22 protein-coding genes are annotated in these 24168 nt (G+C 68.4%); 12 read left to right on the top strand and 10 right to left on the bottom strand.

Going from position 1 to position 24168, the window contains the following annotated elements:
- Positions 1-60 precede the first annotated feature (60 nt).
- On the top strand, positions 61-2313 hold the full coding sequence (locus tag P0W64_RS02610; RefSeq protein ID WP_275478541.1) for an ATP-binding domain-containing protein: 2253 nt from the start codon (positions 61-63) through the stop codon (positions 2311-2313).
- Between the two features lie 9 nt (positions 2314-2322).
- Here the strand turns inward: P0W64_RS02610 and P0W64_RS02605 are convergent, their stop codons facing one another.
- The 3 genes from P0W64_RS02605 to P0W64_RS02595 all read right to left on the bottom strand — a co-directional run bounded on the left by P0W64_RS02605 (position 2323) and on the right by P0W64_RS02595 (position 6186).
- Positions 2323-2766: a universal stress protein gene (locus tag P0W64_RS02605; RefSeq protein ID WP_275478481.1), complete on the bottom strand. Its 444-nt coding sequence runs from the start codon at positions 2764-2766 to the stop codon at positions 2323-2325.
- Positions 2767-2938: 172 nt separating this feature from the next.
- Positions 2939-5089 (bottom strand): excinuclease ABC subunit UvrB, encoded by a 2151-nt coding sequence (gene uvrB, locus P0W64_RS02600; protein WP_275478480.1) that lies wholly within the window; start codon positions 5087-5089, stop codon positions 2939-2941.
- A gap of 68 nt (positions 5090-5157) precedes the next feature.
- Positions 5158-6186, bottom strand: a complete 1029-nt coding sequence (locus P0W64_RS02595; RefSeq protein WP_275478479.1) for an SAM-dependent methyltransferase — start codon at positions 6184-6186, stop codon at positions 5158-5160.
- Positions 6187-6209: 23 nt separating this feature from the next.
- On the opposite strand from P0W64_RS02595, the gene P0W64_RS22530 reads away from it, so the two are divergent.
- Together P0W64_RS22530 and P0W64_RS02580 are read left to right on the top strand one after the other, a co-directional pair.
- The gene (locus P0W64_RS22530) at positions 6210-7169 is read left to right on the top strand and encodes a GNAT family N-acetyltransferase (protein WP_343232833.1); all 960 of its coding nucleotides are present in this window, start codon (positions 6210-6212) and stop codon (positions 7167-7169) included.
- A 37-nt stretch (positions 7170-7206) separates the two neighbouring features.
- Positions 7207-7824 carry a TetR/AcrR family transcriptional regulator gene (locus P0W64_RS02580; RefSeq protein ID WP_275478478.1) on the top strand — a complete coding sequence of 206 codons (618 nt, stop codon included), beginning with the start codon at positions 7207-7209 and terminating at the stop codon, positions 7822-7824.
- Here P0W64_RS02580 and coaE read toward each other — a convergent pair.
- Positions 7802-8689: a dephospho-CoA kinase gene (coaE, locus tag P0W64_RS02575; RefSeq protein WP_275478477.1), complete on the bottom strand. Its 888-nt coding sequence runs from the start codon at positions 8687-8689 to the stop codon at positions 7802-7804. The two genes, P0W64_RS02580 and coaE, sit on opposite strands and share 23 nt — an antisense overlap.
- Positions 8690-8725: 36 nt before the next feature.
- Here coaE and xylB point away from each other — a divergent pair, with 36 nt between their 5' ends.
- A complete protein-coding gene (gene xylB / locus P0W64_RS02570; RefSeq protein ID WP_275478476.1) occupies positions 8726-10117 on the top strand; it encodes a xylulokinase in 1392 nt (463 codons plus the stop codon).
- A 20-nt stretch (positions 10118-10137) separates the two neighbouring features.
- Here xylB and P0W64_RS02565 read toward each other — a convergent pair whose 3' ends face one another.
- Together P0W64_RS02565 and P0W64_RS02560 are read right to left on the bottom strand one after the other, a co-directional pair.
- Positions 10138-11580 carry a mannitol dehydrogenase family protein gene (locus P0W64_RS02565; RefSeq protein WP_275478475.1) on the bottom strand — a complete coding sequence of 481 codons (1443 nt, stop codon included), beginning with the start codon at positions 11578-11580 and terminating at the stop codon, positions 10138-10140.
- A gap of 26 nt (positions 11581-11606) precedes the next feature.
- Positions 11607-12629 (bottom strand): NAD(P)-dependent alcohol dehydrogenase, encoded by a 1023-nt coding sequence (locus P0W64_RS02560; protein WP_275478539.1) that lies wholly within the window; start codon positions 12627-12629, stop codon positions 11607-11609.
- A 105-nt stretch (positions 12630-12734) separates the two neighbouring features.
- On the opposite strand from P0W64_RS02560, the gene P0W64_RS02555 reads away from it, so the two are divergent.
- The 5 genes from P0W64_RS02555 to ugpC are packed head-to-tail and all read left to right on the top strand — an operon-like array spanning position 12735 to position 18089.
- Positions 12735-13763 (top strand): sugar-binding transcriptional regulator, encoded by a 1029-nt coding sequence (locus P0W64_RS02555; RefSeq protein ID WP_275478474.1) that lies wholly within the window; start codon positions 12735-12737, stop codon positions 13761-13763.
- Positions 13760-15136, top strand: a complete 1377-nt coding sequence (locus tag P0W64_RS02550; protein WP_275478473.1) for a sugar ABC transporter substrate-binding protein — start codon at positions 13760-13762, stop codon at positions 15134-15136. The genes P0W64_RS02555 and P0W64_RS02550 overlap by 4 nt, the downstream gene beginning before the upstream one ends.
- Positions 15137-15138: 2 nt before the next feature.
- Positions 15139-16098: a sugar ABC transporter permease gene (locus P0W64_RS02545; protein ID WP_275478472.1), complete on the top strand. Its 960-nt coding sequence runs from the start codon at positions 15139-15141 to the stop codon at positions 16096-16098.
- Positions 16095-16973 (top strand): carbohydrate ABC transporter permease, encoded by an 879-nt coding sequence (locus P0W64_RS02540; RefSeq protein ID WP_275478471.1) that lies wholly within the window; start codon positions 16095-16097, stop codon positions 16971-16973. Before P0W64_RS02545 ends, P0W64_RS02540 begins: the two co-directional genes overlap by 4 nt.
- 9 nt (positions 16974-16982) lie before the next feature.
- On the top strand, positions 16983-18089 hold the full coding sequence (gene ugpC, locus P0W64_RS02535) for a sn-glycerol-3-phosphate ABC transporter ATP-binding protein UgpC (RefSeq protein ID WP_275478470.1): 1107 nt from the start codon (positions 16983-16985) through the stop codon (positions 18087-18089).
- A gap of 4 nt (positions 18090-18093) precedes the next feature.
- Here the strand turns inward: ugpC and aztD are convergent, their stop codons facing one another.
- Together aztD and rpsA are read right to left on the bottom strand one after the other, a co-directional pair.
- Positions 18094-19365 carry a zinc metallochaperone AztD gene (gene aztD, locus P0W64_RS02530; RefSeq protein ID WP_275478469.1) on the bottom strand — a complete coding sequence of 424 codons (1272 nt, stop codon included), beginning with the start codon at positions 19363-19365 and terminating at the stop codon, positions 18094-18096.
- A gap of 189 nt (positions 19366-19554) precedes the next feature.
- Entirely contained in the window at positions 19555-21024 is a 1470-nt protein-coding gene (gene rpsA / locus P0W64_RS02525) for a 30S ribosomal protein S1 (protein ID WP_275478468.1), read from the bottom strand.
- Between the two features lie 164 nt (positions 21025-21188).
- Between rpsA and P0W64_RS02520 the strand changes: the two genes are divergently transcribed.
- The 3 genes from P0W64_RS02520 to P0W64_RS02510 all read left to right on the top strand — a co-directional run bounded on the left by P0W64_RS02520 (position 21189) and on the right by P0W64_RS02510 (position 22982).
- The gene (locus tag P0W64_RS02520; RefSeq protein WP_275478467.1) at positions 21189-21995 is read left to right on the top strand and encodes a class I SAM-dependent methyltransferase; all 807 of its coding nucleotides are present in this window, start codon (positions 21189-21191) and stop codon (positions 21993-21995) included.
- Between the two features lie 160 nt (positions 21996-22155).
- A complete protein-coding gene (locus tag P0W64_RS02515; RefSeq protein WP_275478466.1) occupies positions 22156-22521 on the top strand; it encodes a hemophore-related protein in 366 nt (121 codons plus the stop codon).
- Positions 22522-22532: 11 nt separating this feature from the next.
- Positions 22533-22982, top strand: a complete 450-nt coding sequence (locus P0W64_RS02510; RefSeq protein ID WP_275478465.1) for a hypothetical protein — start codon at positions 22533-22535, stop codon at positions 22980-22982.
- 65 nt (positions 22983-23047) lie between these two features.
- Here P0W64_RS02510 and P0W64_RS02505 read toward each other — a convergent pair whose 3' ends face one another.
- Both P0W64_RS02505 and P0W64_RS02500 read right to left on the bottom strand, forming a co-directional pair.
- Entirely contained in the window at positions 23048-23419 is a 372-nt protein-coding gene (locus P0W64_RS02505) for a helix-turn-helix transcriptional regulator (protein ID WP_275478464.1), read from the bottom strand.
- A 103-nt stretch (positions 23420-23522) separates the two neighbouring features.
- On the bottom strand, positions 23523-24146 hold the full coding sequence (locus P0W64_RS02500) for an HAD family hydrolase (protein WP_275478463.1): 624 nt from the start codon (positions 24144-24146) through the stop codon (positions 23523-23525).
- Positions 24147-24168: the final 22 nt, after the last annotated feature.

Below are 24168 nucleotides of genomic sequence, written 5' to 3'. Positions count from 1 at the left end.
ACCGAGACGGACCAGACAGCACCGTCGGCGACCGCCGAAGCTCGCCTCGCCGACGAACAGATGCACCTCGACCGCGTATACACACGGATCGATGCGATGCGGGCGACGGCGACGCGGCGACGCACGGACAACCTCGCGGAAGTCGGCGAGAACCCGCAGGAACTGTCCGAGCGGGACTCCTTCCACCAGCTCTACACGGACGACCTGGCGAAATACGATGCGGCCGAGCACAACCTGTACTTCGGCCGCCTCGACATGGACGAACAGGACGACGATCAGGACGCCGTCCGTCGAATCGGCCGGATCGGCGTGCTCGACGGTGACGATTCGTTGTCCACGCTGCTGCTCGACTGGCGCGCTCCCCTAGCCCGCCCGTTCTACCTCGCGACCCCGGCACAGACCGAGGGCGTGCACGTGCGCCGGCATATACGCACCCGCGGCCGGCGCGTCACGGCGGTGACCGACGAGCGGCTCGCGCTCACCGCAGGTGAGGATCCCGGCACGGGACCCGGCGCCAACGTCGCAGGCGAGTCCGCGCTCGTGGAGGCCCTCGACGCGGCTCGCACGGGACACATGACGGACATCGTCGAAACCATTCAGCTCGAACAGGACGCGATCATCCGGTCCGAGCACCGCGGCGTGATGGTCGTGCAGGGCGGCCCCGGAACCGGCAAGACCGCGGTGGCGTTACACCGTGCCGCCTACCTCCTGTACACGTATCGCCAGAACCTGTCCCGTACAGGTGTGCTCATTGTGGGGCCGAACGAGACGTTCCTCGATTACATCAGCCGCGTGCTGCCCAGCCTCGGCGAGACCGGCGTCCTGCTCTCGACGGTGGGCGACCTCTACCCGGGCGTTGTGGCGACCCTGGAGGACGCGTCACGCGCGGCCGAGCTCAAGGGATCGACCGACATGATCGAGGTCATGAAGCAGGCCGTCCGCAGCTGGCAGACGCTGCCTCCCGCGCCGGTCGAACTGCGCTTCGACGGCTATCCGCTGACGATCGACAAGAAGGTGGTCACGCGGGCCCGCGGCCGTGCGCGTTCGTCGCGCCGAGCGCACAACCTCGCCAGGCCGCTCTTCATGCAGTCCGCCCTCGACCAGCTCGCCGAGCAGCACGCCAGGACGATCGGATCGTCCCTGGTCGACGGTTCGCTACTGCTCTCGCGGACGGACGTCGCGGATATCCGCGACGAACTCGCGGACGACCCCGAGGTCACTTCGGTCCTCGCCGAGTTCTGGCCTGAGCTGAGCCCGCAGCACGTACTCGCGGACCTGTGGGCCGATACGGCGCGGCTGGCAAGGGCCGCACCGGATCTTTCGGACGCGGACCGCGCCGCGCTCGCCCGCGCGACCGACGGCTTCTCGCCCGGCGATGCCCCTCTGCTGGACGAACTCGCGGAACTGCTGGGCATCGATGACGAGGCCGACGCGGAGCGCGCCGAGCGGGAGTGGCGCAAGCGTCTCACCGATGCGCAGGAAGCGCTCGACATCCTCACGGGCTCGGCGCCGGCGGACCTCGACGACGAGCTCGACTCGTCCGAGATCCTGATGGCGTACGACCTGATCGACGCCGAGCAGTTGGCCGAGCGCCAGAACGTCAGCGAGTTCAACACCACCGCCGACCGCGCCCGCGCGGACCGCACGTGGACGTTCGGGCACGTCATCGTCGACGAGGCGCAGGAACTGTCGGCGATGGCGTGGCGCATGATCATGCGCCGGATCCCCAACCGTTGGATGACGGTGGTCGGCGACACCGCCCAGACGTCCGAGGCCGCGGGGACGTCGTCATGGGCAAGCGTCCTGGACCCGTACACCCCGGGCCGCTGGAGACTCGCCGAGCTGACGGTGAACTACCGGACTCCCGAGGCGATAATGGACCTGGCTGCGGCCGTCCTGAAGGAGATCGACCCCGCGTCGTCGGTCCCGACGTCCGTCCGTCAGGGCGAGACGCCGGGCCTGGTCCGCGTCCCCGACGACGGCGATCTGGTCGCCACCGTCGCCGATGTGCTGCCGGAGGCGGAGGAACAGGACGGGGACGGGGACGCGCCGCGCCTCACCGCAGTTCTGGCGCCCCCCGATCTGGTCGGCAGGCTGCGCACACTGGCCGCGCCGGCCGTACGGGTGATGCCCGTGCGGCACGCCAAGGGGCTGGAGTTCGACCATGTGATCGTGGTCGAGCCGGGCCGGATCGCGGACGAGTCGGACCGCGGGCTGCAGGATCTCTACGTGGCACTGACGCGAGCGACCCAGACGCTGACCTTGGTCGCGTCCGGGTCGCTACCGCCCGCGCTGCGCAGGCTGGATAACTGAAACGACGGGCTACGTCGTGTGGACGATGAGGATGTCCACGGTGGTCTTGCGGGCGGCGTCGGACGGCACCGAGCCGAGCAGGCGCCCGGTCAGGGAGTTCAGGCCCTTGTTGCCGACGACGAGAAGCGCCGGCTCCTGCGCCTTCTTGGCGAGGTCGATGAGCGACTCGACCGGCTGCCCCTTGATGGCACGCTTGTCGACCGACTTCGCGCCGGCCTTGGCGGCGCGCCCCTCGGCCTCACGCAGGATGTCGTTCACCGGGTTCAGACCCTCGAGCTTGTAGGCGTCGTCGCCGAGCACGTCGGCGTCCGCGGGGCTCGCGTGCTCGCCGGGCACATATGCGCATGCGATGATCAGCTCGCCGTCGCCGGCCAGTGCGGCGGCGCGCTCGACGGCGCGCAACGACGACTCGGAACCGTCGGTACCGACGACCACGGTGTTGTAACCGCTCATCAATCCCTCTTCCTCTCAGGGCCGCGAGCTGCAGTGGAGCACACGGCTCGGGGCATCAGATGTCGAAGCAACTGTAGCGTCGTAAACGTCGTATGGGCGGAGATTGGGTGCAGCGACACGCTGTCTGGCCGAATGTCGCACGAGGCCGAACACGGAACGGCCGTGAATGCCGTCACTGCAGGCCCGCGGCGTCCATCCCCCGCAGTTCCTTCTTGAGGTCGGCGATCTCGTCGCGGATGCGCCCCGCCAGCTCGAACTGCAGATCCCGGGCGGCCGCCATCATCTGATCCGTGAGCTGCTGGATCAAGTCCGCGAGCTCGGCCCTCGGCATCGCGGAAGTGTCCCGGCCCTCGTACACGCCGGCGCTCGCCGGCTTCAGCTCGCCCTGTGCCCGGCGACCACGGGACGCGTTGCGTCCGGACCCGCCGATCGACTCGGTGTCCTCGGCCTCCGTGTAGACTTGGTCCAGGATGTCGGCGATCTTCTTGCGCAGCGGCTGCGGATCGACGCCCTTCTCCGCGTTGTAGGCGATCTGCTTCTCGCGGCGCCGCTCGGTCTCGTCGATGGCGTTCTGCATCGAGTCCGTGACCTTGTCCGCATACATGTGCACCTGACCCGAGACGTTGCGCGCAGCGCGGCCGATCGTCTGGATGAGGCTGGTGGTGGACCTGAGGAATCCCTCCTTGTCGGCATCCAGGATCGCTACCAGGGACACCTCCGGCAGGTCGAGCCCCTCGCGGAGCAGGTTGATGCCGACCAACACGTCGTACTCCCCGAGCCGCAGCTGCCGCAGCAGTTCCACGCGGCGCAGGGTATCGATGTCACTGTGCAGGTACCGCACCTTGATTCCCGCGTCCAGCAGGTAATCGGTGAGGTCCTCCGCCATCTTCTTGGTGAGTGTCGTGACCAGGACTCGCTCGTCCTTGTCGGTGCGCTCGCGGATCTCGTGGATGAGGTCGTCGATCTGCCCCTTGGTGGGTTTGATGACGACCTCGGGGTCGACGAGCCCGGTCGGGCGGATCACCTGCTCCACGAACTGGCCACCCGACTGGCCGAGTTCGTACTGGCCCGGCGTGGCCGACAGGTAGACCGTCTGGCCGATGCGATCCTCGAACTCGTCCCAGGTGAGCGGGCGGTTGTCCACCGCCGACGGGAGCCGGAAGCCGAAATCCACGAGGTTGCGCTTACGCGACATGTCGCCCTCGTACATGGCGCCGATCTGCGGCACCGTCACGTGCGACTCGTCGATGACGACCAGGAAGTCCTCGGGGAAGTAGTCGAGCAGCGTGGCCGGTGCGGAACCCGCGCCGCGGCCGTCGATGTGCCGCGAGTAGTTCTCGATACCGGAGCAGAACCCGACCTGCCGCATCATCTCGATGTCGTATTGCGTGCGCATCCGCAGCCGCTGCGCCTCGAGCAGCTTGTTCTGACGTTCGAGCTCGGCGAGCCGGTCCTCCAGCTCGGCCTCGATCCCCTCGATTGCGCGCGACATCCGCTCCGGCCCGGCGACGTAGTGCGTCGCCGGGAAGATTCGTAGCGAATCGACCTGCCGCACCACGTCACCTGTGAGCGGGTGCAGGTAGTAGAGCGCCTCGACCTCGTCCCCGAAGAATTCGATGCGGACGGCGAGCTCCTCGTAGGAGGGGATGATCTCGACGGTGTCCCCGCGCACGCGGAAGCTGCCGCGCGCGAAGGCCATATCGTTGCGGGTGTACTGCACATCGACGAGCAACCGCAGCAGCGCGTCCCGGTCCACCTCCAGGCCGACCTCCAGCTGCACCGACCGGTCGAGATAGCTCTGCGGAGTACCTAGGCCGTAGATACACGACACCGACGCGACCACCACCACGTCGCGACGGGACAACAGCGCCGAGGTAGCCGAGTGCCGCAGCCGCTCCACGTCGTCGTTGATCGACGAGTCCTTCTCTATGTACGTGTCCGTCTGCGCGATGTAGGCCTCGGGTTGGTAGTAGTCGTAGTAGGAGACGAAGTATTCGACGGCGTTGTTCGGCAGCAGGCCGCGCAGCTCGTTGGCCAGCTGCGCCGCGAGGGTCTTGTTGGGCGCCATCACCAGGGTGGGGCGCTGCATCCGTTCGATCATCCACGCAGTGGTCGCGGACTTGCCGGTGCCCGTCGCCCCGAGCAGCACTACATCCCGCTCACCGGCACGCAGACGACGTTCCAGGTCGTCGATCGCCTGCGGTTGGTCTCCCGCGGGCTCGTATTCGCTGATGACCTGGAACTCGGCCCCCGTCCGCTCGATCTCCCCGACCGGCCGGAACTCGGAGTGCGCCACCACCGGTTGCTCTGCCGCGAATGCCATGCGCCCAGCCTAGGTCGCTCTACCGACAAGTTTCGATCGGAGCAGCTCAGGGCGGACGATCGGGGCTCTCAGCGCTTCCGCGCCACCATGAGGTCGCGCAGTATCGAGCGGTCGACACGGTGCGCGAAGCCGTCGTATCCCGGCCCCGAGAGCACATCGAGTCCGGCACCGTCCAGGGCTGCCGCGACGTCGGCACGCGGCGCGACGAGCGTGTTCCAGCTCAGGCCCATGGCACCACCTGTCCGCAGCGTGGCAGCCCAACCGCCGACCGCTGAGTCGAGCAGGTCCAGGGGCCCGCGCGCGAGCCCCTTCGGTCCGCTGGAACCGTGCCGCACGCCGTAGGGCAGGTCGCCGACCACGAGGTCGACGGTGCCCGGCCTGATCAGCTGCGCGGCACGTGCCGTATCGGCGAGGTACATCGTGACCGACTGCGTGTGACCCGCCGCGTATGCCTCGCGCGTGGGCGCGAACACCGCCTCGTACTTCTTCGCCAGCAGCGCGTGCTCGCGGCGGACCGGCGTCGTCGCGGCCTTGTGCTTGAGTCGATTGTCCTTGAGCCAGGTGGTGAGGAACACCGAGTAGAGGTCGAAGTCCTTACCGTCCACGTCTATCCCCACTGCATCGAGCCCGAGAATCGCGGCCTGGTTGAGCGTTGTACCGCGGCCGCACACCGGGTCGAGCAAGCGCATACGTCCCTCGGTGAGCCGCTCGGGCCGCTCGGCGGAGGCCGCGGTGACCGTCAGCAACAGGCGCGTGAACTGCTCGTTCGTCTTACCCTGGTATTTCAGGATCGTGAGCAGGTCGCTCGGGTATCGGTCCGGACTCGGTACCGCGACCGGCCGGAGCAGATCCCCCGCGATCTCGAACAGTGCGTAGACGGACGACGCGTGCGCGAACAATGCGAGGTCGGCAGCGCTGAGATCGGCTGTGAACAGGACGTATTCGACGCCGGCGAGCTCCCGCACCTCGGGGGACGAGAGCCGGCCACCGAATGCGCCGGCGCCGAGCACCGTCAGCTCCGCCACCACGAGGTCGAGGGCCGAGCGGGCGTACACCCGGTTCGCGGACGGGGCGGGAAGAAGCGCGTACTGGGCCACGGCGGGCATCGTATCGTCGGGGTATGCGGTTCACCGATTCACCCGAACGCCCCGGCGATATCGACGAACTACGGGGACATCTCCACACCGAGGCACTCGAACGCTCGGCAGCGGTCCGCGACGCGTTGGAGCGCTTCGGCGAGGATCCCCATGCGGTGCACGTCTTCGCCTACGACGAGGACGGATCGCTCTCCGGAGGCCTCGTCGGCTCACTCACCCACGGCTGGCTGACCATAGGCGCGATATGGGTGCGCCAGCCCCGGCTGGGCCTGGGGACGAACCTGCTCGAACGGGCGGAGGCACGCGTACGCGAGGCCGGTGCGGACGCGATACTGGCACGCATCTGGGACTTCCAGTCACCGGAGTTCTACAAGCGGCGAGGCTTCCGGCCCTCGGGCGCCGTGCGCGACCGCCCGACCGGGGCGACCGAGCTGACACTGGTCAAGCGACTCACCGTCGACGCGACGGTCGACGACGCCGCCCTGCATCCGCCCAAGCGCGAGTCCTTCGACACCGCCGCCACCGTCAACATCGACCCGAAGGGCGTCGCCCGCCCGGTCGACGAGTTCCGCGACGAGCCGTTCGGTCTCTACATGGCGCGGCCCGCGGACCACCCGCAGTTCGATTACCTCGAGTCCTGGCTGCTGCCTCGGATGCATCTGCGTGCGACGCGCTTCCGTTTCACGCCGGGGCACGAGCGCGACCAGCGCGTCTACCTCGACGTGGCGCGGGTCTGGCGCGAAGGGGCGGTGTGGCATACGGAGGACTGGTACCTCGACCTCGTCGAGCACCCCGGGCGCCCGATCGAGCTCGTAGACGTGGACGAGTTGCTCGAAGCGGCCGCCGCCGGACTGGTCTCGATCACCGACGCCGAGACGGCCATCCGCGTGGCGGCGGAGGCGTCGTCGGGGATCACGTTGCACGGGCACAGCGTCGACGCGTGGCTCGCCGCATCCGGCGCGCCGGTGGCGTGGCACTCGTGATGGGCATGTCCCACGAGACTGCGTAGACTTCGGCGACGTGACAAACCTCACGCGGGAGAAGATCGTCTCCACCGCGCGCACGATGATCGAGCGCGACGGATTCGACGGACTCTCCATGCGCCGTCTTGCCGCGCAGCTCGACTCCAGCCCGATGGGCCTGTACCACCACATCGGCAACAAGTCCGGATTGCTCGGCCTCATCGTCACGCAGGTCGCCGACGAGATCGACTGGGTGATACCGGACGGCGCACCGCGGGACCGCATGGTCGCGGTGGGAGTGGACACGTTCCGGATGATGATGCGGATGCCCTGGATCGTGCCGATCCTGGCGCGGGGCACGCATGTGGGCCGTGGAGCACTCGAGAGCAACGACTGCTTCCTCGCGGCCGCGCTCGAGCAGGGTGCGAGCGACGAACAGGCGGTGCACCTGTGGCGCGCCGTGTGGGGCCACGTAGTCGGCGAGGTGACGGTGTTGTGCGCGATGGGCCAGGCACAACAAGACCCACCGTGGACCAGCGCCTACACCGAGCTGCCCGAGGCTCCCACGATGAGCCGCATGTTGCCCGAGCTGCCAGCCATCGTCGCCACCTACGCCCCCGACGAGACCATCGCAGACCTCATCGACGGGACCATCAGGCGTTGGGCCGGATCCTGATCGGCGTATCGACGCCGGGATCCGCGCCCGCATAGCCGCCCGCGACCGGGTAGAAACCGGCCGCTGCGAACCTCGGAGCGAGCGCTGCGGCGTCGACGCCCGAGACCGGGGTCACCTCCACCACGCCGCTCGCCACGTCCACGGCGGCGTCCTGCCCCAGCGCCAACCGCACGCGGGCCGCCCGGCGATCGGCGTCCGCGACTGCGCCCGACGCTCCCCCACCCGAAGATGTGGAACCCGGCCCCGCAGGGCGACCGGCGGCCAGGTTCGCGGCGAACGGCGCGATACGCCTCTCCCACAGCTCACGCACGCGAGCAGGCATGGCCGCGGGGGCTCCGGAGTTGTCCAGCCACACGTCGGCGACCGCCCGGCGCTGCTCGTCGGTGGCCTGCGCCGCGATGCGGGCGCGGGCGTCCTCCTCCGACATGCCGCGCTGCGTCACGAGCCGCTGCACCCGCTCCTCGGCGTCGGCCCAGACGACGATCACGAGATGGAACGCCGGCGCCAAGCCGCCCTCCACGAGGAGCGGGATGTCCTGCACTACGACGGCGTCGGGGCCGGCCGCATCGATGACCTCCTGCGCCCGTGCCCCGACGAGCGGATGCGTGATCGCGTTGAGTCTCTTCCGGGACTCGTCGTCGGCGAACGCGACCGCGGCGAGCGCGGGGCGGTCGAGGCTTCCGTCCTCAGCGAGGATCGTCTCCCCGAACGCCTCCACGAGGGCCGCCAGGCCCGGAGTACCGGGCTCGACGACCTCGCGCGCGATCCGGTCCGAATCCACGACCGCCCCTCCGAGAGCCGCGAGTTCCCGCGCCACCGTCGACTTGCCGGCGCCGATGCCGCCCGTGAGTCCGATGCGAATCATGCGTACAGAATACGGACCGTCTGCGAGGATGGCGGAATGCCACTGGTCGCCGGAATCGACTCGTCGTCCCAGTCCTGCAAGGTGGTCGTCTGCGACGCGGCGACGGGCGCAGTCGTCCGTTCGGGCGCCGCACCGCACCCCCCGGGGACGGAGGTCGACCCCGAATCCTGGTGGGACGCATTGCAGGTAGCGGTGTCGGCTGCCGGCGGTGTGGGTGACGTCGCTGCGCTCGCGGTGGGCGGCCAGCAGCACGGCATGGTGTGTCTCGACGACGCCGGCGCCGTGGTCCGGGATGCGTTGCTGTGGAACGACGTACGCTCTGCCGACGCCGCGGCCGATCTGGTCTCCGATCTCGGTGGGCCGGACATGTGGGCCGACGCGGTCGGCGTTGTTCCGGTCGCCGCGATCACCGCTGCGAAACTGCGTTGGCTCGCGGATCACGAACCTGCGCACGCGGATCGGACCGCGGCGGTATGCCTCCCGCACGACTGGCTGACCTGGCGGCTCTCGGGCGCGGCCGAGCTCGGCACGTTGGCGACGGACCGCAGCGACGCGTCGGGCACCGGCTACTTCTCGGCCGCGGCGGACGAGTACCGAACGGATCTGCTCGAACTCGCGCTGCGGGGGCGCCGGCCGGAACTACCCCGGGTGTTGGGCCCTGCCGCGGTCGCGGGAGCCACCCCCGACGGAGCCGCTCTCGGTCCCGGCGCCGGCGACAACGCCGCGGCCGCACTGGGCCTCGGCGCGCGACCCGGCGATGCGATCGTCTCGATCGGAACCTCCGGTGTGGTCAGCGCGGTGGCGACCGGGGCGCCCAACGATCCGTCCGGCATCGTCGCCGGGTTCGCGGACGCGACCGGGCACCACCTGCCGCTCGTCTGCACGCTGAACGGCGCTCCGGTGCTCGCCGCCACGGCGCGCGCGCTAGGCGTCGACCTCGGCACGTTCGCCGACATGGCGATCTCGGCTCCCGCGGGCGCCGGCGGACTCGCGTATGTGCCGTACCTGGGCGGCGAGCGCTCCCCCAACCTGCCCGGGGCCTCGGGAGCGCTGCACGGCATGACCGGCACCAACCTCACTCCGGCGAACATCGCTCGTGCCGCGGTCGAGGGACTGCTCTGCTCGCTGGCCTACTGCCTGGACGCGATCGAGGCACAGGGCACCTCCGTGCAGCGAATCGTGCTGGTGGGCGGTGGTTCTCGGTCCGCGGCTGTGCGCGCTATCGCACCTGCGGTGTTCGGACGGGAAGTGACCACGCCGCTGCCCGGCGAGTACGTGGCGCTGGGCGCGGCACGGCAGGCGGCATGGGTGCTGGAGGACGTCGCCCCGGATTGGTCGGCGGCCAGGTTCGAGACGTTCACGGCAGCGCCGACTCCCGACGTGCGCAAGCGCTACCGGGAGGCGGAGCCCCTCACGCTTGGACGATGACGCCGGGCGGCGACGTGGCCCTACGCCAGGATCTCCGCCAGCGTCGCGCGCGCTCCGTGCCGGCGCAGCGAGGACAGCGCCGCCAGGTACGGCTCCGTGAATCCGGGCCGCTCGGCCAGGTCCGCGAACAGAGCCGGATCCGACACGAAGGCAAGCGGTTCCGTGCGGGACCTGAGCGCCCGCTCGGTGAGCGTGGCAGCGAGGGGGTCGACGACATCGATGGGATGTCCCGCCTCGTCGACCCCCTCCGCGTAGCGGGTCCAGCTCGCCACGATCGCGGCGGCGATCGAAACGTCACCCCCCGCGTCCAGGCGCTCGCGGATCACGGGCACCAGCCACGCCGGGATGCGGTCCGAGGAGTCCTGACAGAGCCGGGCGACGGTATCCGCGATCGCAGGGTTGGAGAAGCGTTCGACGAGGGTTTCGACGTAGGCGTCTAGGTCGACTCCCGGCACGGGGCGCAACGTCGGACGCCCCTCGGAATTCATGTAGCGGCGCAACAGCTTCCGAATGTCCGGATCTGCGGCGGCGTCGTGCACGAAGCGGTAGCCGAGCAGGTAGCCGAAGTAACACAGTGCCTGGTGGCCCGCGTTGAGCAGGCGCAGCTTCATGAGTTCGTATGGCGCCACGTCGGGCACCACCTGCACTCCCGCCTCCTCGAACAGCGGGCGACCCGCGGCGAACGAGTCCTCGAGCACCCACTGCGTGAACGGCTCGGCCACCACGGGCCACCGGTCGTCGATTCCCGTGCGACGCAGCACTTCTGCGCGCAGGCCCGGTGGTGTCGCGGGGGTGATGCGGTCGACCATCGAGTTCGGAAACGCCACCTCTTCCTCGATCCAGTCCGCGAGCTCGGGGTCGGCGAGACGGGCGAATGCGAGGAAAGTGCGCCGCGCCATCTCCCCGTTGCCTGCGATGTTGTCGCAGGACATCACCGTCAGGGGTCCGACCCCGCGGTCACGGCGCCTGCGCAGACCCTCGATCACGTAGCCGAACACCGTCGTAGGGACCGCGCCGGGACGCAGGTCGGCGGCGACGTCGTCTGCGGCGGCGTCGAACTCGCCCGTGGACTTGACGAAGTTGTAGCCGCCCTCCGTGATCGTCAGCGACACGATCCTGGTATCCGGGTGCGCGATCCGCTCGAGCACTGCCTCGGGGTCGTCGGGCGCGAACAGGTAGTCGACGATCGCACCGAGCACCGAGGTCTCGACCGTGCCGTCGGGCGCCTTGAGAGTGAGGGTGTAGAGCCCCGCCTGCGGCACCAGGGCGTCGCGCATAGCCGCGTCGCCGGGGCGGAGGCCGACGCCGCAGATACCCCATCCTGAGGCGTCGCCGCTACCGGCCAGCAGCCGGTCGACATACATCGCCTGATGGGCGCGATGGAATCCGCCGACGCCGAAATGAACGATGCCCGTGCGGATCCCGCCGCGTTCGTATGGGGCCTGGTCGGCGGCGAGACTCATGGTCGGCTCTCCTGTCGTTGACGCGCTCATTGATCCACACGGTCGATGCTAGGCACTCCCGGGAAGACGACCGCCTTCATCGCCCCCGGCGTGCGATCCGCATTCAGGGCTTCCACGGTCTGGTCTAGGCCGAACCTACCGGTCACCATGGCGTCGAGCCGCACCCTCCCCGTGGCGGCCAGCTCGATCGCAGCGTGCCAGGTATTGGCGTAGCGGAAGACGCCGGTGAGCGACAGCTCGCGGTTCTGGATGAGCGACACCGGCAGCTCCATCGTGTCGGCGCCCATTCCCACCAGTACGACACGCCCACCGGGCCGGACGGCGCGGATTCCGGACCGCACTGCCGACGGCGCCCCGGACGCGTCGACGAACGCGTCGTAGCCGGCGCCGGGATCGACATCGGCGGGGCGGGTCTCGGTGGCGCCGAGGCGCTCCGCCTGCTCCCTGCGCCCGGGCATCACGTCGGAGACGACGATCCTTGTGGCCCCCGCCGCGTGCGCGACCTGAGCGACGAGCAACCCGACGGGCCCCGCACCCGCAACCAGCACCGCGGCGCCGGGACCGATCGCCGCCTTGCGGACCGCCGCGAGCCCGACCGAGAGCGGCTCGAGCAGGGCGGCTGCGGTATCACTGACCGAGTCGGGTACGGGATGCGCGAAAGCCGCACCTATGGTGACGAACTCGGCTAGAGCGCCGTCCACGGGCGGGGTGGCGTAGAAGCGCATGTGTGGGCACAGGTTGTATTCGCCCCGCAACGACTCGGCGCTGACCGGATCGGGACGCTGCGGTTCGATCGACACCCGCTGACCGATACGCGCCCGCTCGACCCCGTCACCGACACCGACGACGACTCCGGATGCCTCGTGCCCCAACACGATCGGCCCGTCCACGATGTAGTCGCCTATCCGGCCGTGCCGGAGGTAGTGCGCGTCCGACCCACACACGCCGACGGCGGCGACGCGGACCAGTACGTCTCCCGGCGCGGGGGCTGGCACCTCTCGGTCCTCGACCACGACGGTGCCACCCGGGTACAGGACGGCGGCCCGCATCGCTGCGGGCACGTGTCCGATGACTGTTGCGTGGGTCACACCTGAATGGTAGCGTAGTGAGCATATTCATCGCTAGTGAGCATTTGCTCACGATGAGAACGACAGATGGACGACTGCCATCTGCTGGAGCAACGGAGCCCCGACGTGACCCCCACTCCGCGCACATCTGGTGACGCCGGCCACGACCTGCGCCTGCTGGTGCGAGCGGCCACCATGTACCACCTCGAAGGGCTGACCCAGGCCCAGATCGCCGAGCGACTCGGAGTCTCACGCCCCACCGCCGGCCGATTGGTGGCCCGCGCCAGGGCTCAGGGGCTGGTCACCGTCAGCGTCTCCGCTCCTCCGCACCTCGCGGCGTCGATCCACCCGCTCCTCGAACGCGAACTCGAGGAGGCGTACCAACTCGACGAGGCCTATCTGATGGCCGAGGACGCGGACGGGACGCCGTCGGGCGACGCCGCACTCGGACGCGCGGGCGCCTCGGTGCTCACGCGCCGTCTCTCCGAGGATGACGTCTTCGGATTCACCTGGGGCCCAGAGCAAGTCGCGGTCGCGGACGCCCTCGGCGGCGGCGCGACCTGCGCCCGGGTGGTGCAGATGGACGGATCCATGACCTCCGTCGACTACCACACCGGCGTCGACCACGCCCTGTCCCGCTTCGCCGAGCGACTCTCCGCCCGGCCGCTGCGTTTGGTGGCACCCCTGTTCGCGGACCCGGAGACGGTTCGCGCGATGACCCGGGACTCGGTTCTGTCCCAGGCGCTCTCGGCCGCCCGCGAGGCGGACGTCATGCTCTTCGGCGTCGGTTCCGTATCGACGTCCACAACCCTCTTCGAGGGCGCGTACATCGATGCCGCCGTCCTCGACGAGTTGCGCGCGCTGGGCGCGGTCGGCGAGATCGGCGGTCGCTTCTACGACGCCGACGGTGTCGCCGTCGCATCCAGCCTGGTGGAGCGGACCGTGTCCGTGCCACTGGACGACATACGGGCGGCCCGCACGTCGATCCTCGTATCCGGCGGCGAGCACCGCCGCGAATCGATCCTCGGAGCCCTGCGCGGCGGCTACGCCACCACCGCCGTGACGGACGTCGCCACCGCGCGTTGGCTCCTCGACCGCAAGGAGGGCAGCCGATGAGACCTCGGCTCCTGCATTCACGCCGCCGGATCACCGGCCGTCTCGCCGCCGTCGCGGCGGCGGTCGGACTCGGCGTATCCGCCTGCGCCGGCGCCGGCTCGCTGACCGGCGGCGGCTCCGACTCCATCACCATCGCCATCGTCTCCAACTCGCAGATGCAGGACGCGATCTCGCTGTCCGGCGAGTTCGAGAAGGCCAATCCCGGAATCAAGCTTCACTTCGTGTCGCTGCCGGAGAACGAGGCTCGCGCGAAGATCACGGCCTCGGTCGCGACCGGCGGCGGCGAGTTCGACGCCGTCATGGTGAGCAACTACGAGACCCGGATGTGGGCGAAGAACGGCTGGCTCACCGACCTGCAGCCCCACATCGACGCCACGCAGGGCTACGACGCCGCGGACTTCATCCCGAGCCTCCGCGATGCGCTGTCCGAGAACGGGCACATGTACTCGGTCCCGTTCTACGGCGAGTCGTCGTTCCTCATGTACAACAAGAAGATGTTCGCGGACGCGGGCATCGCGATGGACCCGAATCCCACTTGGGACCAGGTCGTCTCGTATGCGGAGAAGCTCGACCGGCCCGCAGCCAAGAAGTACGGTATCTGCCTACGCGGTGACCCGGGTTGGGGCGAGGTGCTCGCCCCACTCGACACGGTCATCAACGCCTACGGGGGCCGCTGGTTCGACCAGGGCTGGCAGGCGAGACTCGACAGCCCGGAGGTCGCCAAGGCGGTCGGGATGTACGTGGATCTCGTGCGCAGATACGGCGAGCCGGGAGCCGCGTCCGCGGGCTTCCAGGAGTGCGCCAACCTGATGGCACAGGGACAGACCGCGATGTGGTACGACGCGACGTCCGCGGTCTCGGTGCTCGAGGACCCCGCGACCAGCGCCGTCCACGGTCAGGTCGGGTACGTCCCGGCACCGCGAGCAGCCAAGGGCGACAACGGATGGCTGTACACCTGGTCCCTCGGCATTCCCGCCAAGAGCACCCATAAGGACGCCGCGTGGAAGTTCGTGTCGTGGATGACGAGCAAGGAGTACATCGCCGATGTGGCCCAGCGACTCGGCCCCAGCCACGTCCCGCCGGGTAGCCGCGAGTCGACGTACAAGCTGCCGGCCTATGCCGCCGTCGCACAGGCGTACGCGGGTCCGACGCTGACGGCGATGCAGAACGCGAACCAGCTGAAGCCCACGGTGGATCCAGTGCCCTACACCGGAATCCAGTTCCTCGCCATCCCGGAGTTCCAGGACATGGGCACCCTCGTCAGCCAGCAGATCAGCGCCGCTGTCGCAGGCCAGAAGTCGGTCTCCGACGCCCTGGCACAAGCCCAGCGGTACGCCGACACCGTCGGCAAGACCTACCGGAACGGAGCTTAGCCATGGCTACCGCCTCACTCGAGCCCGCGGCCGCATCGGGGCCGCGACCGGCAACGATCAAGTCCAAGCGCGACAACGTCTCCCGTGCGGAGGGGTGGCGCCGACGCGGTCCCCTGTTGCCAGCGCTGATCTTCATGATCGTCGTCACGCAGATCCCATTCCTGTTCACCCTCTTCTACTCGACCCAGTCGTGGAACCTGGTGCGCCCCGGCTCCGAGCACTTCGTCTGGCTGCGGAACTACGCGACGGTCTTCCAGGACAGTCAGTTCCGGCAGGTCGCACTCAACACGGTCGTCCTGATCGTCGGGACGGTGATCGTCTCGGTGTTACTGGGCCTGGTGTTCGCACTCCTCCTCGACCGGAAGTTCCTGGGGCGCAGCATTGTCCGTACACTGCTCATCACTCCGTTCCTGGTCACCCCCGTCGCGGGTGCGCTGTTGTGGAAGACCAGCCTCTTCGATCCGTCCAACGGGATCGTCAACTGGCTACTCAGCCTCGTCGGAATCGGACCGGTCGACTGGCTCAGCCGCTTCCCGTTGCCGTGTGTCATGGCGGAGCTCGTCTGGCAGTGGACACCGTTCATGATGCTGCTGATCCTGGCCGGTCTGCAGTCCATGCCCCGCGACATAGCAGAGGCCGCACGTGTGGACGGCGCCACCAGCGTCCGGCTGTTCCGGGAGCTGACGCTGCCGCACCTACGTAGATTCATCGAGCTCGGCTCGGTGCTCGGCGCCATCTACCTGGTGAACACGTTCGACACCGTCTACATGATGACGCAGGGCGGCCCGGGAGTCTCCAGCGCCAACCTGCCTTACTACATCTACCAACGGGCCTTCCTCGGCTTCGACATCGGCCAGGCCGCGGCTATGGGCGTGGTGACAGTGATCGTCACGATCATCGTGTCGACACTCGCGCTGCGCCTGATCTTCACGAGCTTCTCGGGAACGGAGGAGGCGGCATGAGTACCGCGATCACCACCACTGGAACGACGCCGCCCGGCGCGGCACGGGTCACCCGGCGGAAGCGCTTCTCCCCCGGCGGATCTGCGCTCACCGCCCTCACCTGGATCCTGTGCATCGGCTTCTTCTTCCCGGTGCTCTGGATGGTGCTGACGGCGTTCAAACAAGAGAAGGACGCGGCCACGCCGACGCCGAAGCTCTTCTTCACCCCGACGTTGTCGGAGTTCTCCAGCGTGCTGAGCGGCGGAGTCGGCACGGCGATCCTCAACTCGCTCTTCGCCACCGTCGTATCGATGATCCTCGTTCTGCTGCTGGGGGTTCCGGCGGCGTTCGCACTGTCGCTGCGACCAGTGCGCAAGACCCGTGACGCGCTGTTCTTCTTCATCAGCACGAAGATGCTGCCGATCGTCGCGGCGATCATCCCGCTATACGTCATCGTCGGGAAGATCGGCCTGCTCGACAACGTGTGGACGCTGGTGATCCTGTACACGTCGATGAACCTCCCGATCGCCGTGTGGATGATGCGCTCGTTCTTCCTCGAGGTGCCGGGCGAGCTTCTCGAAGCCGCAAGCATGGACGGCGCGAGCCTATGGACCTCGGTGCGCGAGGTGATCCTGCCCCTGATCTCACCCGGCCTCGCCGCCACCGCCCTCATCTGCGTCATCTTCTCGTGGAACGAATTCTTCTTCGCCGTCAACATGACGGCTGTGCGGGCTCAGACGGTGCCGGTGGCGCTCGTCGGTTTCATGTCGAGCGAGGGACTGTTCTACGCCAAACTCTCGGCCGCCTCCGTGCTGGCCGCTCTGCCCGTCGTGCTGTGTGGCTGGATCGCACAGAACAAGCTGGTCCGAGGCCTCAGCTTCGGCGCTATCAAGTAGGAGAAACCGATGGCTTCCATCACGTACGAGAACGCGTGCTGCGTGTACCCCGGCGCCGACACCCTGGCCGTCGACTCGCTCAACCTCGATATCGAGGACGGCGAGTTCGTGGTCCTGGTGGGGCCGTCCGGCTCCGGCAAGTCGACCGCCCTACGCATGCTCGCCGGTCTCGAGGAGATCGACTCCGGCACCATCAAGATCGGTGGGCGCAGTATGGTCGGCGTCGCGCCGAAGGACCGCGACATCGCCATGGTCTTCCAGAACTACGCCCTGTACCCCAACAAGACGGTCGGCGAGAACATGGGTTTCGCGCTCAAGATGCGAGGCATTCCCGTCGATGAGCGCAAAGCCAAAGTGGCGGAAGCCGCCAAGCTGCTCGATCTCACCGACTATCTCGACCGCAAGCCGGCCAAGCTGTCCGGCGGTCAGCGACAGCGCGTGGCGATGGGCCGCGCCATCGTCCGCGAGCCGCAGGTCTTCTGTATGGACGAGCCGCTGTCCAACCTCGACGCCAAGTTGCGGGTGCAGACTCGTACGCAGATCGCAGCACTGCAGCGGCGGCTGGGCACTACCACGGTCTATGTCACCCACGACCAGGTCGAGGCCATGACCATGGGCGACCGGGTAGCAGTGCTGAAATTCGGTGAGCTGCAGCAGTTCGCTTCACCCGCCGAGCTGTACGCCCGCCCACGCAACGCGTTCGTCGCGGGGTTCATCGGGTCGCCCGCCATGAACCTGTTCGATGCGCCCGTAGCCGGTGGCGCGATACAGGTCGCGGGCGGCACCGTCGACCTCACCGACGACGATGCCGCCCGCCTCCGGAGCTCCGGCCTGGACCGGGTCACCGTCGGGATCCGGCCGGAGTCGCTAGGGCTCGCCGCGGGGCAGGACGGTGTGCCCGCCGAGGTCGCGATCCTCGAAGACCTCGGCAGCGACACCTATGTCTACGCAACCATCGACGACCCGAAGGTCGAGGCCGCAGGCGGCGGCCCCGTCACGCTGGTCGCCCGCTGCCCGCGCCAGACGGTCGCCCGGATAGGCCAGGCGATCCGGCTGCGCCAAGTCGAGCCGACCGTGCACCTGTTCCATCCGCAGACGGGCGAACGACTCGACTGAGCCGTCAGCTGTTCCCGCCGGTCACGCCCGTGGTCTCGTTGGGCACCTCGGCGAGCCTGCCCTCCCGCGCAACCGAGCGCGACGAGATGGTCACCGCCTTGATCGTCTTGGTCGCCGGGTCCGTGACGTAGGCGGTATCGCCCTGTGCGTAGACCGCCGGACGCGGCTCCTGCCAATCCTCGGGCTCGGTCCAGGGCCTCGTCACCTCGACATCTCCCACGACCTGGCCCGTGTCCGGGTCGAGGACGCGCAGGTGGCCGTCGGTCCCCAGTACCAACGCCTCACCGAACCGGCCGCGGGCAAGAGACCGGAAGCTGTACGACGCCGGGAGCTCGACGAGCTTCATCGTGCCGGCATCGGTATCGATGAGGGAGACCCGAGTCGGTCGCTCGAGCTCCGCCTCCTTGTCGACCTTGTAGTCGCCGAGGACCACTCTGTGCGCCTCCGTGGCCGCAGCGTTGCCGGTGCGCGCGTAGCCCGGAGTCGGCGTCGCAACCTTGCGGATCTCGTTGCCGCGCACCACGACCGGGCCGTCCTCACAGCCGAACATGACGGCGCCGCCCGCGGCCGCTCCCTCGCCGTGCACGCCGGGGCACTGATCGGTACGGCCGACCTCGCGCCGGTCGCGGTCGAGGATCACCACAGACGAGCGCGCCTTCTCCGTGCCGACGGTCACCAGCAGCGAATGGTCGCCACGCTCGACGGCCACGCCGTGATGCGCGTCCGGGGCTGTATAGGTCTCGGTCTTCGGCTTCTGAGCCGCCTTGCCCGGCTCGGCGAGGGCTCCGGACTCGAACGATGTCACCACACCGCTGCCGTCGGCGAACAGGACCGTGCGACCGTCGTGACGAACGACGTGGCCGGGCTTCTCGGCTTCGAACACCACGTCCGTACTGCTCGGATCCGCTGTGTAGAAGTGCGAGTGGTCACCGTGCGGCTCGGCCCACGTGCCCATGTCGAGGACCCGGAAACCCTCGGTCTCGGAGAGCAGCACGTGGCGCCCGTCGCCGGCGGGAGCGACTCGGACGAAGCCCGCGGCCGGCAAGTCGGCGACTGTCTCGAGGGTCCTGCCGTCGACGACGGTGACCCCGCCGTCGTGCGTGATCGCGAGGCGCGGCGTCACGCGCCGCTCCTCCACCGGCGCCGAGGCCGATGAGGTGGTGCCGGTCCCCGTCTCGGACTCCGACGCGCTGTCGTCGCCGGGCGCGCATGCGCCGAGCATCACTGTGCCGGCGAGGAGAAGCGCAGCCCTGTGTCGAATCGTGTTGCTGTTCATGTAAAGAAGTCTTATAGACAATGATTGCCGATTGTCAAAGGCGCATATCGCCATGCGTGCATCCGGGCACGACGCAGAGTCTCGACAGGGGCCGGAACGAGGCACGGGCCGGAACCAGGCACGGGCCCCGGAACGCGCTGAAGGCCCCCTCCCGTGGGAGGGGGCCTTCAGTGACTATGCGTTATGCGATCAGGCGTTGCCCGACAGCTTCTCGCGGAGAGCGGCCAGCTGCGCATCGCTGGCCAGCGAGCCGCCACCCGAAGTGGACGCCACCTGCTCGCGGTCGCCCGACTCGCTCGAGTAGTTCGCGCCGGCGGACGTACCCGCAGCGGCCTCCGCGGCCTCGTCGGCAGCGAACTTCTCCATCTGCGCGGTGTGCATCTTGTGGCGACGCTCCGCCTCGGCGTAGCGACCCTCCCACTCCTCGCGCTGCTTGTCGAAGCCCTCGAGCCACTCGTTGGTCTCGGGGTCGAAGCCCTCGGGGAAGATGTACTCGCCGTTCTCGTCGTAGCTGTCGGCCATGCCGTACTTCGACGGGTCGAACTCCTCCGTGTAGTCCTCGTTGGCCTGCTTGAGGCTCAGCGAGATGCGGCGACGCTCGAGGTCGATGTCGATGACCTTGACCATCGCGTCGTCGCCGACGGAGACGACCTGGTCCGGGACCTCCACGTGACGCTCAGCCAGCTCGGAGATGTGCACCAGGCCCTCGATGCCCTCCTCGACACGCACGAACGCGCCGAACGGGACGAGCTTGGTGACCTTGCCGGGCACGATCTGACCGATGGCGTGGGTCCGTGCGAACTGGCGCCACGGATCCTCCTGCGTCGCCTTGAGCGACAGCGAGACGCGCTCGCGGTCCAGGTCGACGTCCAGAACCTCGACGGTGACCTCGTCGCCGACGGTGACGACCTCGGACGGGTGGTCGATGTGCTTCCAGGACAGCTCGGAGACGTGCACCAGACCGTCGACGCCGCCGAGATCGACGAACGCACCGAAGTTGACGATCGAGGACACGACGCCCTTGCGGACCTGGCCCTTCTGCAGCTGGTGCAGGAACTCGGAGCGGACCTCGGACTGCGTCTGCTCGAGCCACGCGCGGCGCGAGAGCACCACGTTGTTGCGGTTCTTGTCGAGTTCGATGATCTTGGCCTCGATCTCCTTGCCGATGTACGGCTGGAGATCGCGCACGCGGCGCATCTCGACGAGCGAGGCGGGAAGGAAGCCGCGGAGGCCGATGTCCAGGATCAGACCGCCCTTGACCACCTCGATGACGGTGCCCTTGACGGCCTCGTCCTTCTCCTTGAGCTCCTCGATGGTGCCCCAGGCGCGCTCGTACTGTGCGCGCTTCTTGGAAAGGATGAGGCGGCCTTCCTTGTCCTCCTTGGTGAGAACAAGGGCCTCGACCTCATCGCCGACGTTGACGACCTCGGAGGGGTCGACGTCGTGCTTGATGCTCAGCTCGCGCGAGGGAATGACACCCTCGGTCTTGTAGCCGATGTCGAGAAGGACCTCGTCGCGATCGACCTTGACGATGGTGCCCTCGACGATGTCGCCGTCGTTGAAGTACTTGATCGTGGCGTCGATTGCGGCCAGGAACTCGTCTGCCGACCCGATGTCGTTGATTGCGACCTGCGGCGACGAAGTTGTAGTGGTGGGCATTAGGTGGTTTGCTCCGGACACGGTGCTAGTAGGTACAGGGATACGGGTGCATGCGCACACGCGTGTGCCACAGTACTCTACGGCCTGTTAGCTGGGCAAACCCGGCCCCGCGCAGCTCAGAGCAACCTTGGAATCACCCTAGTCGTCGCCTCAGGAGGGCCGCCGTGAGCCACCGCTCCACCCCGGACCTGCGCCGGGACTCCGCCGGCAGCGAGGCCGCGAGCCGGCGGTGGTGGGACGCCGACGCGGACGCCTACCACGTCGAACACGGGGCATTCCTGGGAACTGCGAGCGCCGATGGCGAGTTCGTGTGGTGCCCCGAGGGCCTGCACGAGGAGGACATGCGGCTTCTGGGCACCGTCGCGGGCCGGACGGTGCTCGAAGTCGGCTGCGGAAGCGCGCCGTGCGCACGGTGGCTCGCGACGCAGGGCGCGAGGGTCGTCGCGCTCGACCTGTCCCGCGGGATGCTCGACGTCGGACGGCCGCTCGTCCGGGGCGACAACCCGCTGCTGCTGCAAGCGGGGGCCGAGGACCTGCCGCTGGCGAACGCGTCCGTCGACCTGGCGTGTTCCGCCTTCGGGGCGATTCCATTCGTCGCGGACTCGGCACGGGTGATGGCCGAAGTGGCGCGAGTGCTGCGCCCCGGAGGCCGATTCGTCTTCTCGGTCAACCACCCGATGCGGTGGATCTTCCGCGACGACCCTGGGCCGGCGGGCCTCGAGGCCGTACTCCCCTACTTCGACCGATCACCGTACGTAGAGGTCGATGACGAGGGCGTGCCCAGCTATGTCGAGCACCATCGCACCGTCGGGGACCGCGTGCGCGAGATCGTGAGCGCCGGGCTGGTGCTGTACGACCTGCTCGAACCCGAGTGGCCAGAGGGCTTGACCGAGGAGTGGGGTCAGTGGAGCCCGCTACGCGGCGCGATCTTCCCCGGGACGGCGATCTTCTGCTGCGAGAAACCGGCGTAGACGAGCTCTGTCGCCAGCGGATCGGCAACCCCGGTCGCGGTATCACAAGCCACGTCCGCCCCACTGATGTGCTGGTTTACCAACGCAAGACGGCATTCTCACAGTAATCTCAGGCTCGCCACGCACAGTCGTGTGCGTACCCGAAGCCAAGGAGGCCCGAATGAACACCGTCACCAAGCGCATCGCGTGCGCCGTCACGGCCGGCGCGGGCGCCGTATCGCTCTCGCTGATCCCTGCGACCGCCAATGCGGCCCCCAATGACCACGTCCCCGGCACCAACTGCACCGTCGCCCAGGTCGAGCGAGCGACCAACGCCATCGCGCCCGAGGCGACCGCCGCGCTCGCCCAGGTACCCGGCGGCAAGGCCCAGGCCGAAACCTTCATCACGTCGACGCCCGAGCAGCGAGGCGCCCTGATCGACAAACTGAAGAAGGAGAATCCGCTGGCCGCTAAGTACTACGCGGCACACAAGCAGGAGATCGACGCCAAGATCGCCAAGGTCATCGCGACCTGCAGCCAGTACTGAGAGGCGGAACGATGCCCACGCGCGCACTCCCGCTCGCTCGCCGCACCGTGGCCGCCGTAGCGGGTCTCGGCGCGGCCGCCATGATCGCGGCACCGATCGCGGCCGCAGCTCCTGCGCCGACACCGAAGCCGCGGCCCGCTGCCGGCAAGCTCGACCTGGCGAGGAAGGTGCCCGGCACCTCGTGCACCGTCGGCCAGGTCCGGGCGGCGGCCAACCATCTGTCGCCGGGGCTATACGACCGGCTGCAGGATGCCGCCGGTGGGCCGAAGACGTTCTCGGACATCGTCGCCGCCGACCCGGGATCTCGACAGCTACAGCTCGTAGGACTCGTGCTGCGCGGCTCTGTGACCGGTCTACAGATGGTCGGCCAAGAGGCCGACATCGAGAGCACACTGCGGCAGGCGTACAAGGACTGCGGCAAGTACCCCGCCCAAGCGGTCAAGGCGCCCGCCAAACGGTAGGCGCGCAGGAATAACGACGACGCCGTCCCGACTCGATCGGGACGGCGTCGTCGTTTATTGGGCTACTACTCCTCGGTGGATCGGAAGTACGTGCGCTGCAGTAGCTCTCGCAAGTCGTCTTCCACCCGAGACATGGCCTCGGCGGACTCCTGTTCCGCCGATCGCCGCGCCACCAGGGTATCGACATCCGGAAGAAGCAGCTTAGGGGCGACACCGAGAGCCGACGCGAGCGCATAGATCGTGGACAGGTGCGGGTCCGCCGAGCGATCGCCCGAACTCACGTTCCGCTCGATGTTGGACACCTGGTTGCGATGGACGCCCGCGAGCTGCGCGAGCGCCTCCTGGGACAGGCCCCGCTCTTTGCGGATGGCGACCAGCCGGTGCGCCAACGAGTCACCGTAGGTCACCCACTCGATCGACGATTCCTCACGTGGCATTCCGACTACATTGTCGTAAGCAAGTCAAATAGTCTGCCCAACACATTGGTCATCGTTTGTGGCGCCAGTCACCGCACGGGTCGCGGCGGCGCCGAGACGCCGCCTATAAGACAGCGGGTCTCGGCGCCGCGTCGAGCCAATCGATGATCTCGCGCAGGTCCCGCACGGCGAGCACAGCGCCGGCCGCGCGCAACTCCGCCTCGACGAACACCCCGGTCGTTACGCCGATGAACGGGCAACCACCCGCCGCCGCGGCTTTTGCATCCTCTACGTGGTCTCCCACGTACGCGACGAGGTCATCGATATCCTGCAGCGCCTCACCCTTGCGCGCCGCGAACAAGTCGCCCCACACAGTATCGACTCGGTCTGCCAGGCCGGCGTCGACGAGCGCTCGTTCCGCTGCGGCATGCTGCTTCGCGGACACGACGACAGCGGTCCCGCCTGTGACGTGGATGTGGTCGAGGAGTTCGCGTGCGCCCGGCATCACAGGTACTGCAGTGGCGTCGTCGTGGTCGTAGTGCAGCCGGTAGGCCCGCATATAGGCCTCCGTGTCGATGCCGGGAACGAGTGCCTCCGCAACGTCCGCCATCGGCACGCCGAGGAACGGAACGACCTGGGCGCGGTCCACCGATGCGCCGAATTCCTCGAACGCACGTAGACCGGCGCGAAGGATGCGTTCGGAGGTGTCGACGAGCGTCATATCCAGATCGAATCCCACGGTGAACACCCGACCATTGTCGACGACACGG

Source organism: Tsukamurella sp. 8F, assembly GCF_029167375.1.
Lineage (GTDB): Bacteria > Actinomycetota > Actinomycetes > Mycobacteriales > Mycobacteriaceae > Tsukamurella.
This window is presented reverse-complemented; position numbering and strand designations above follow the sequence as displayed.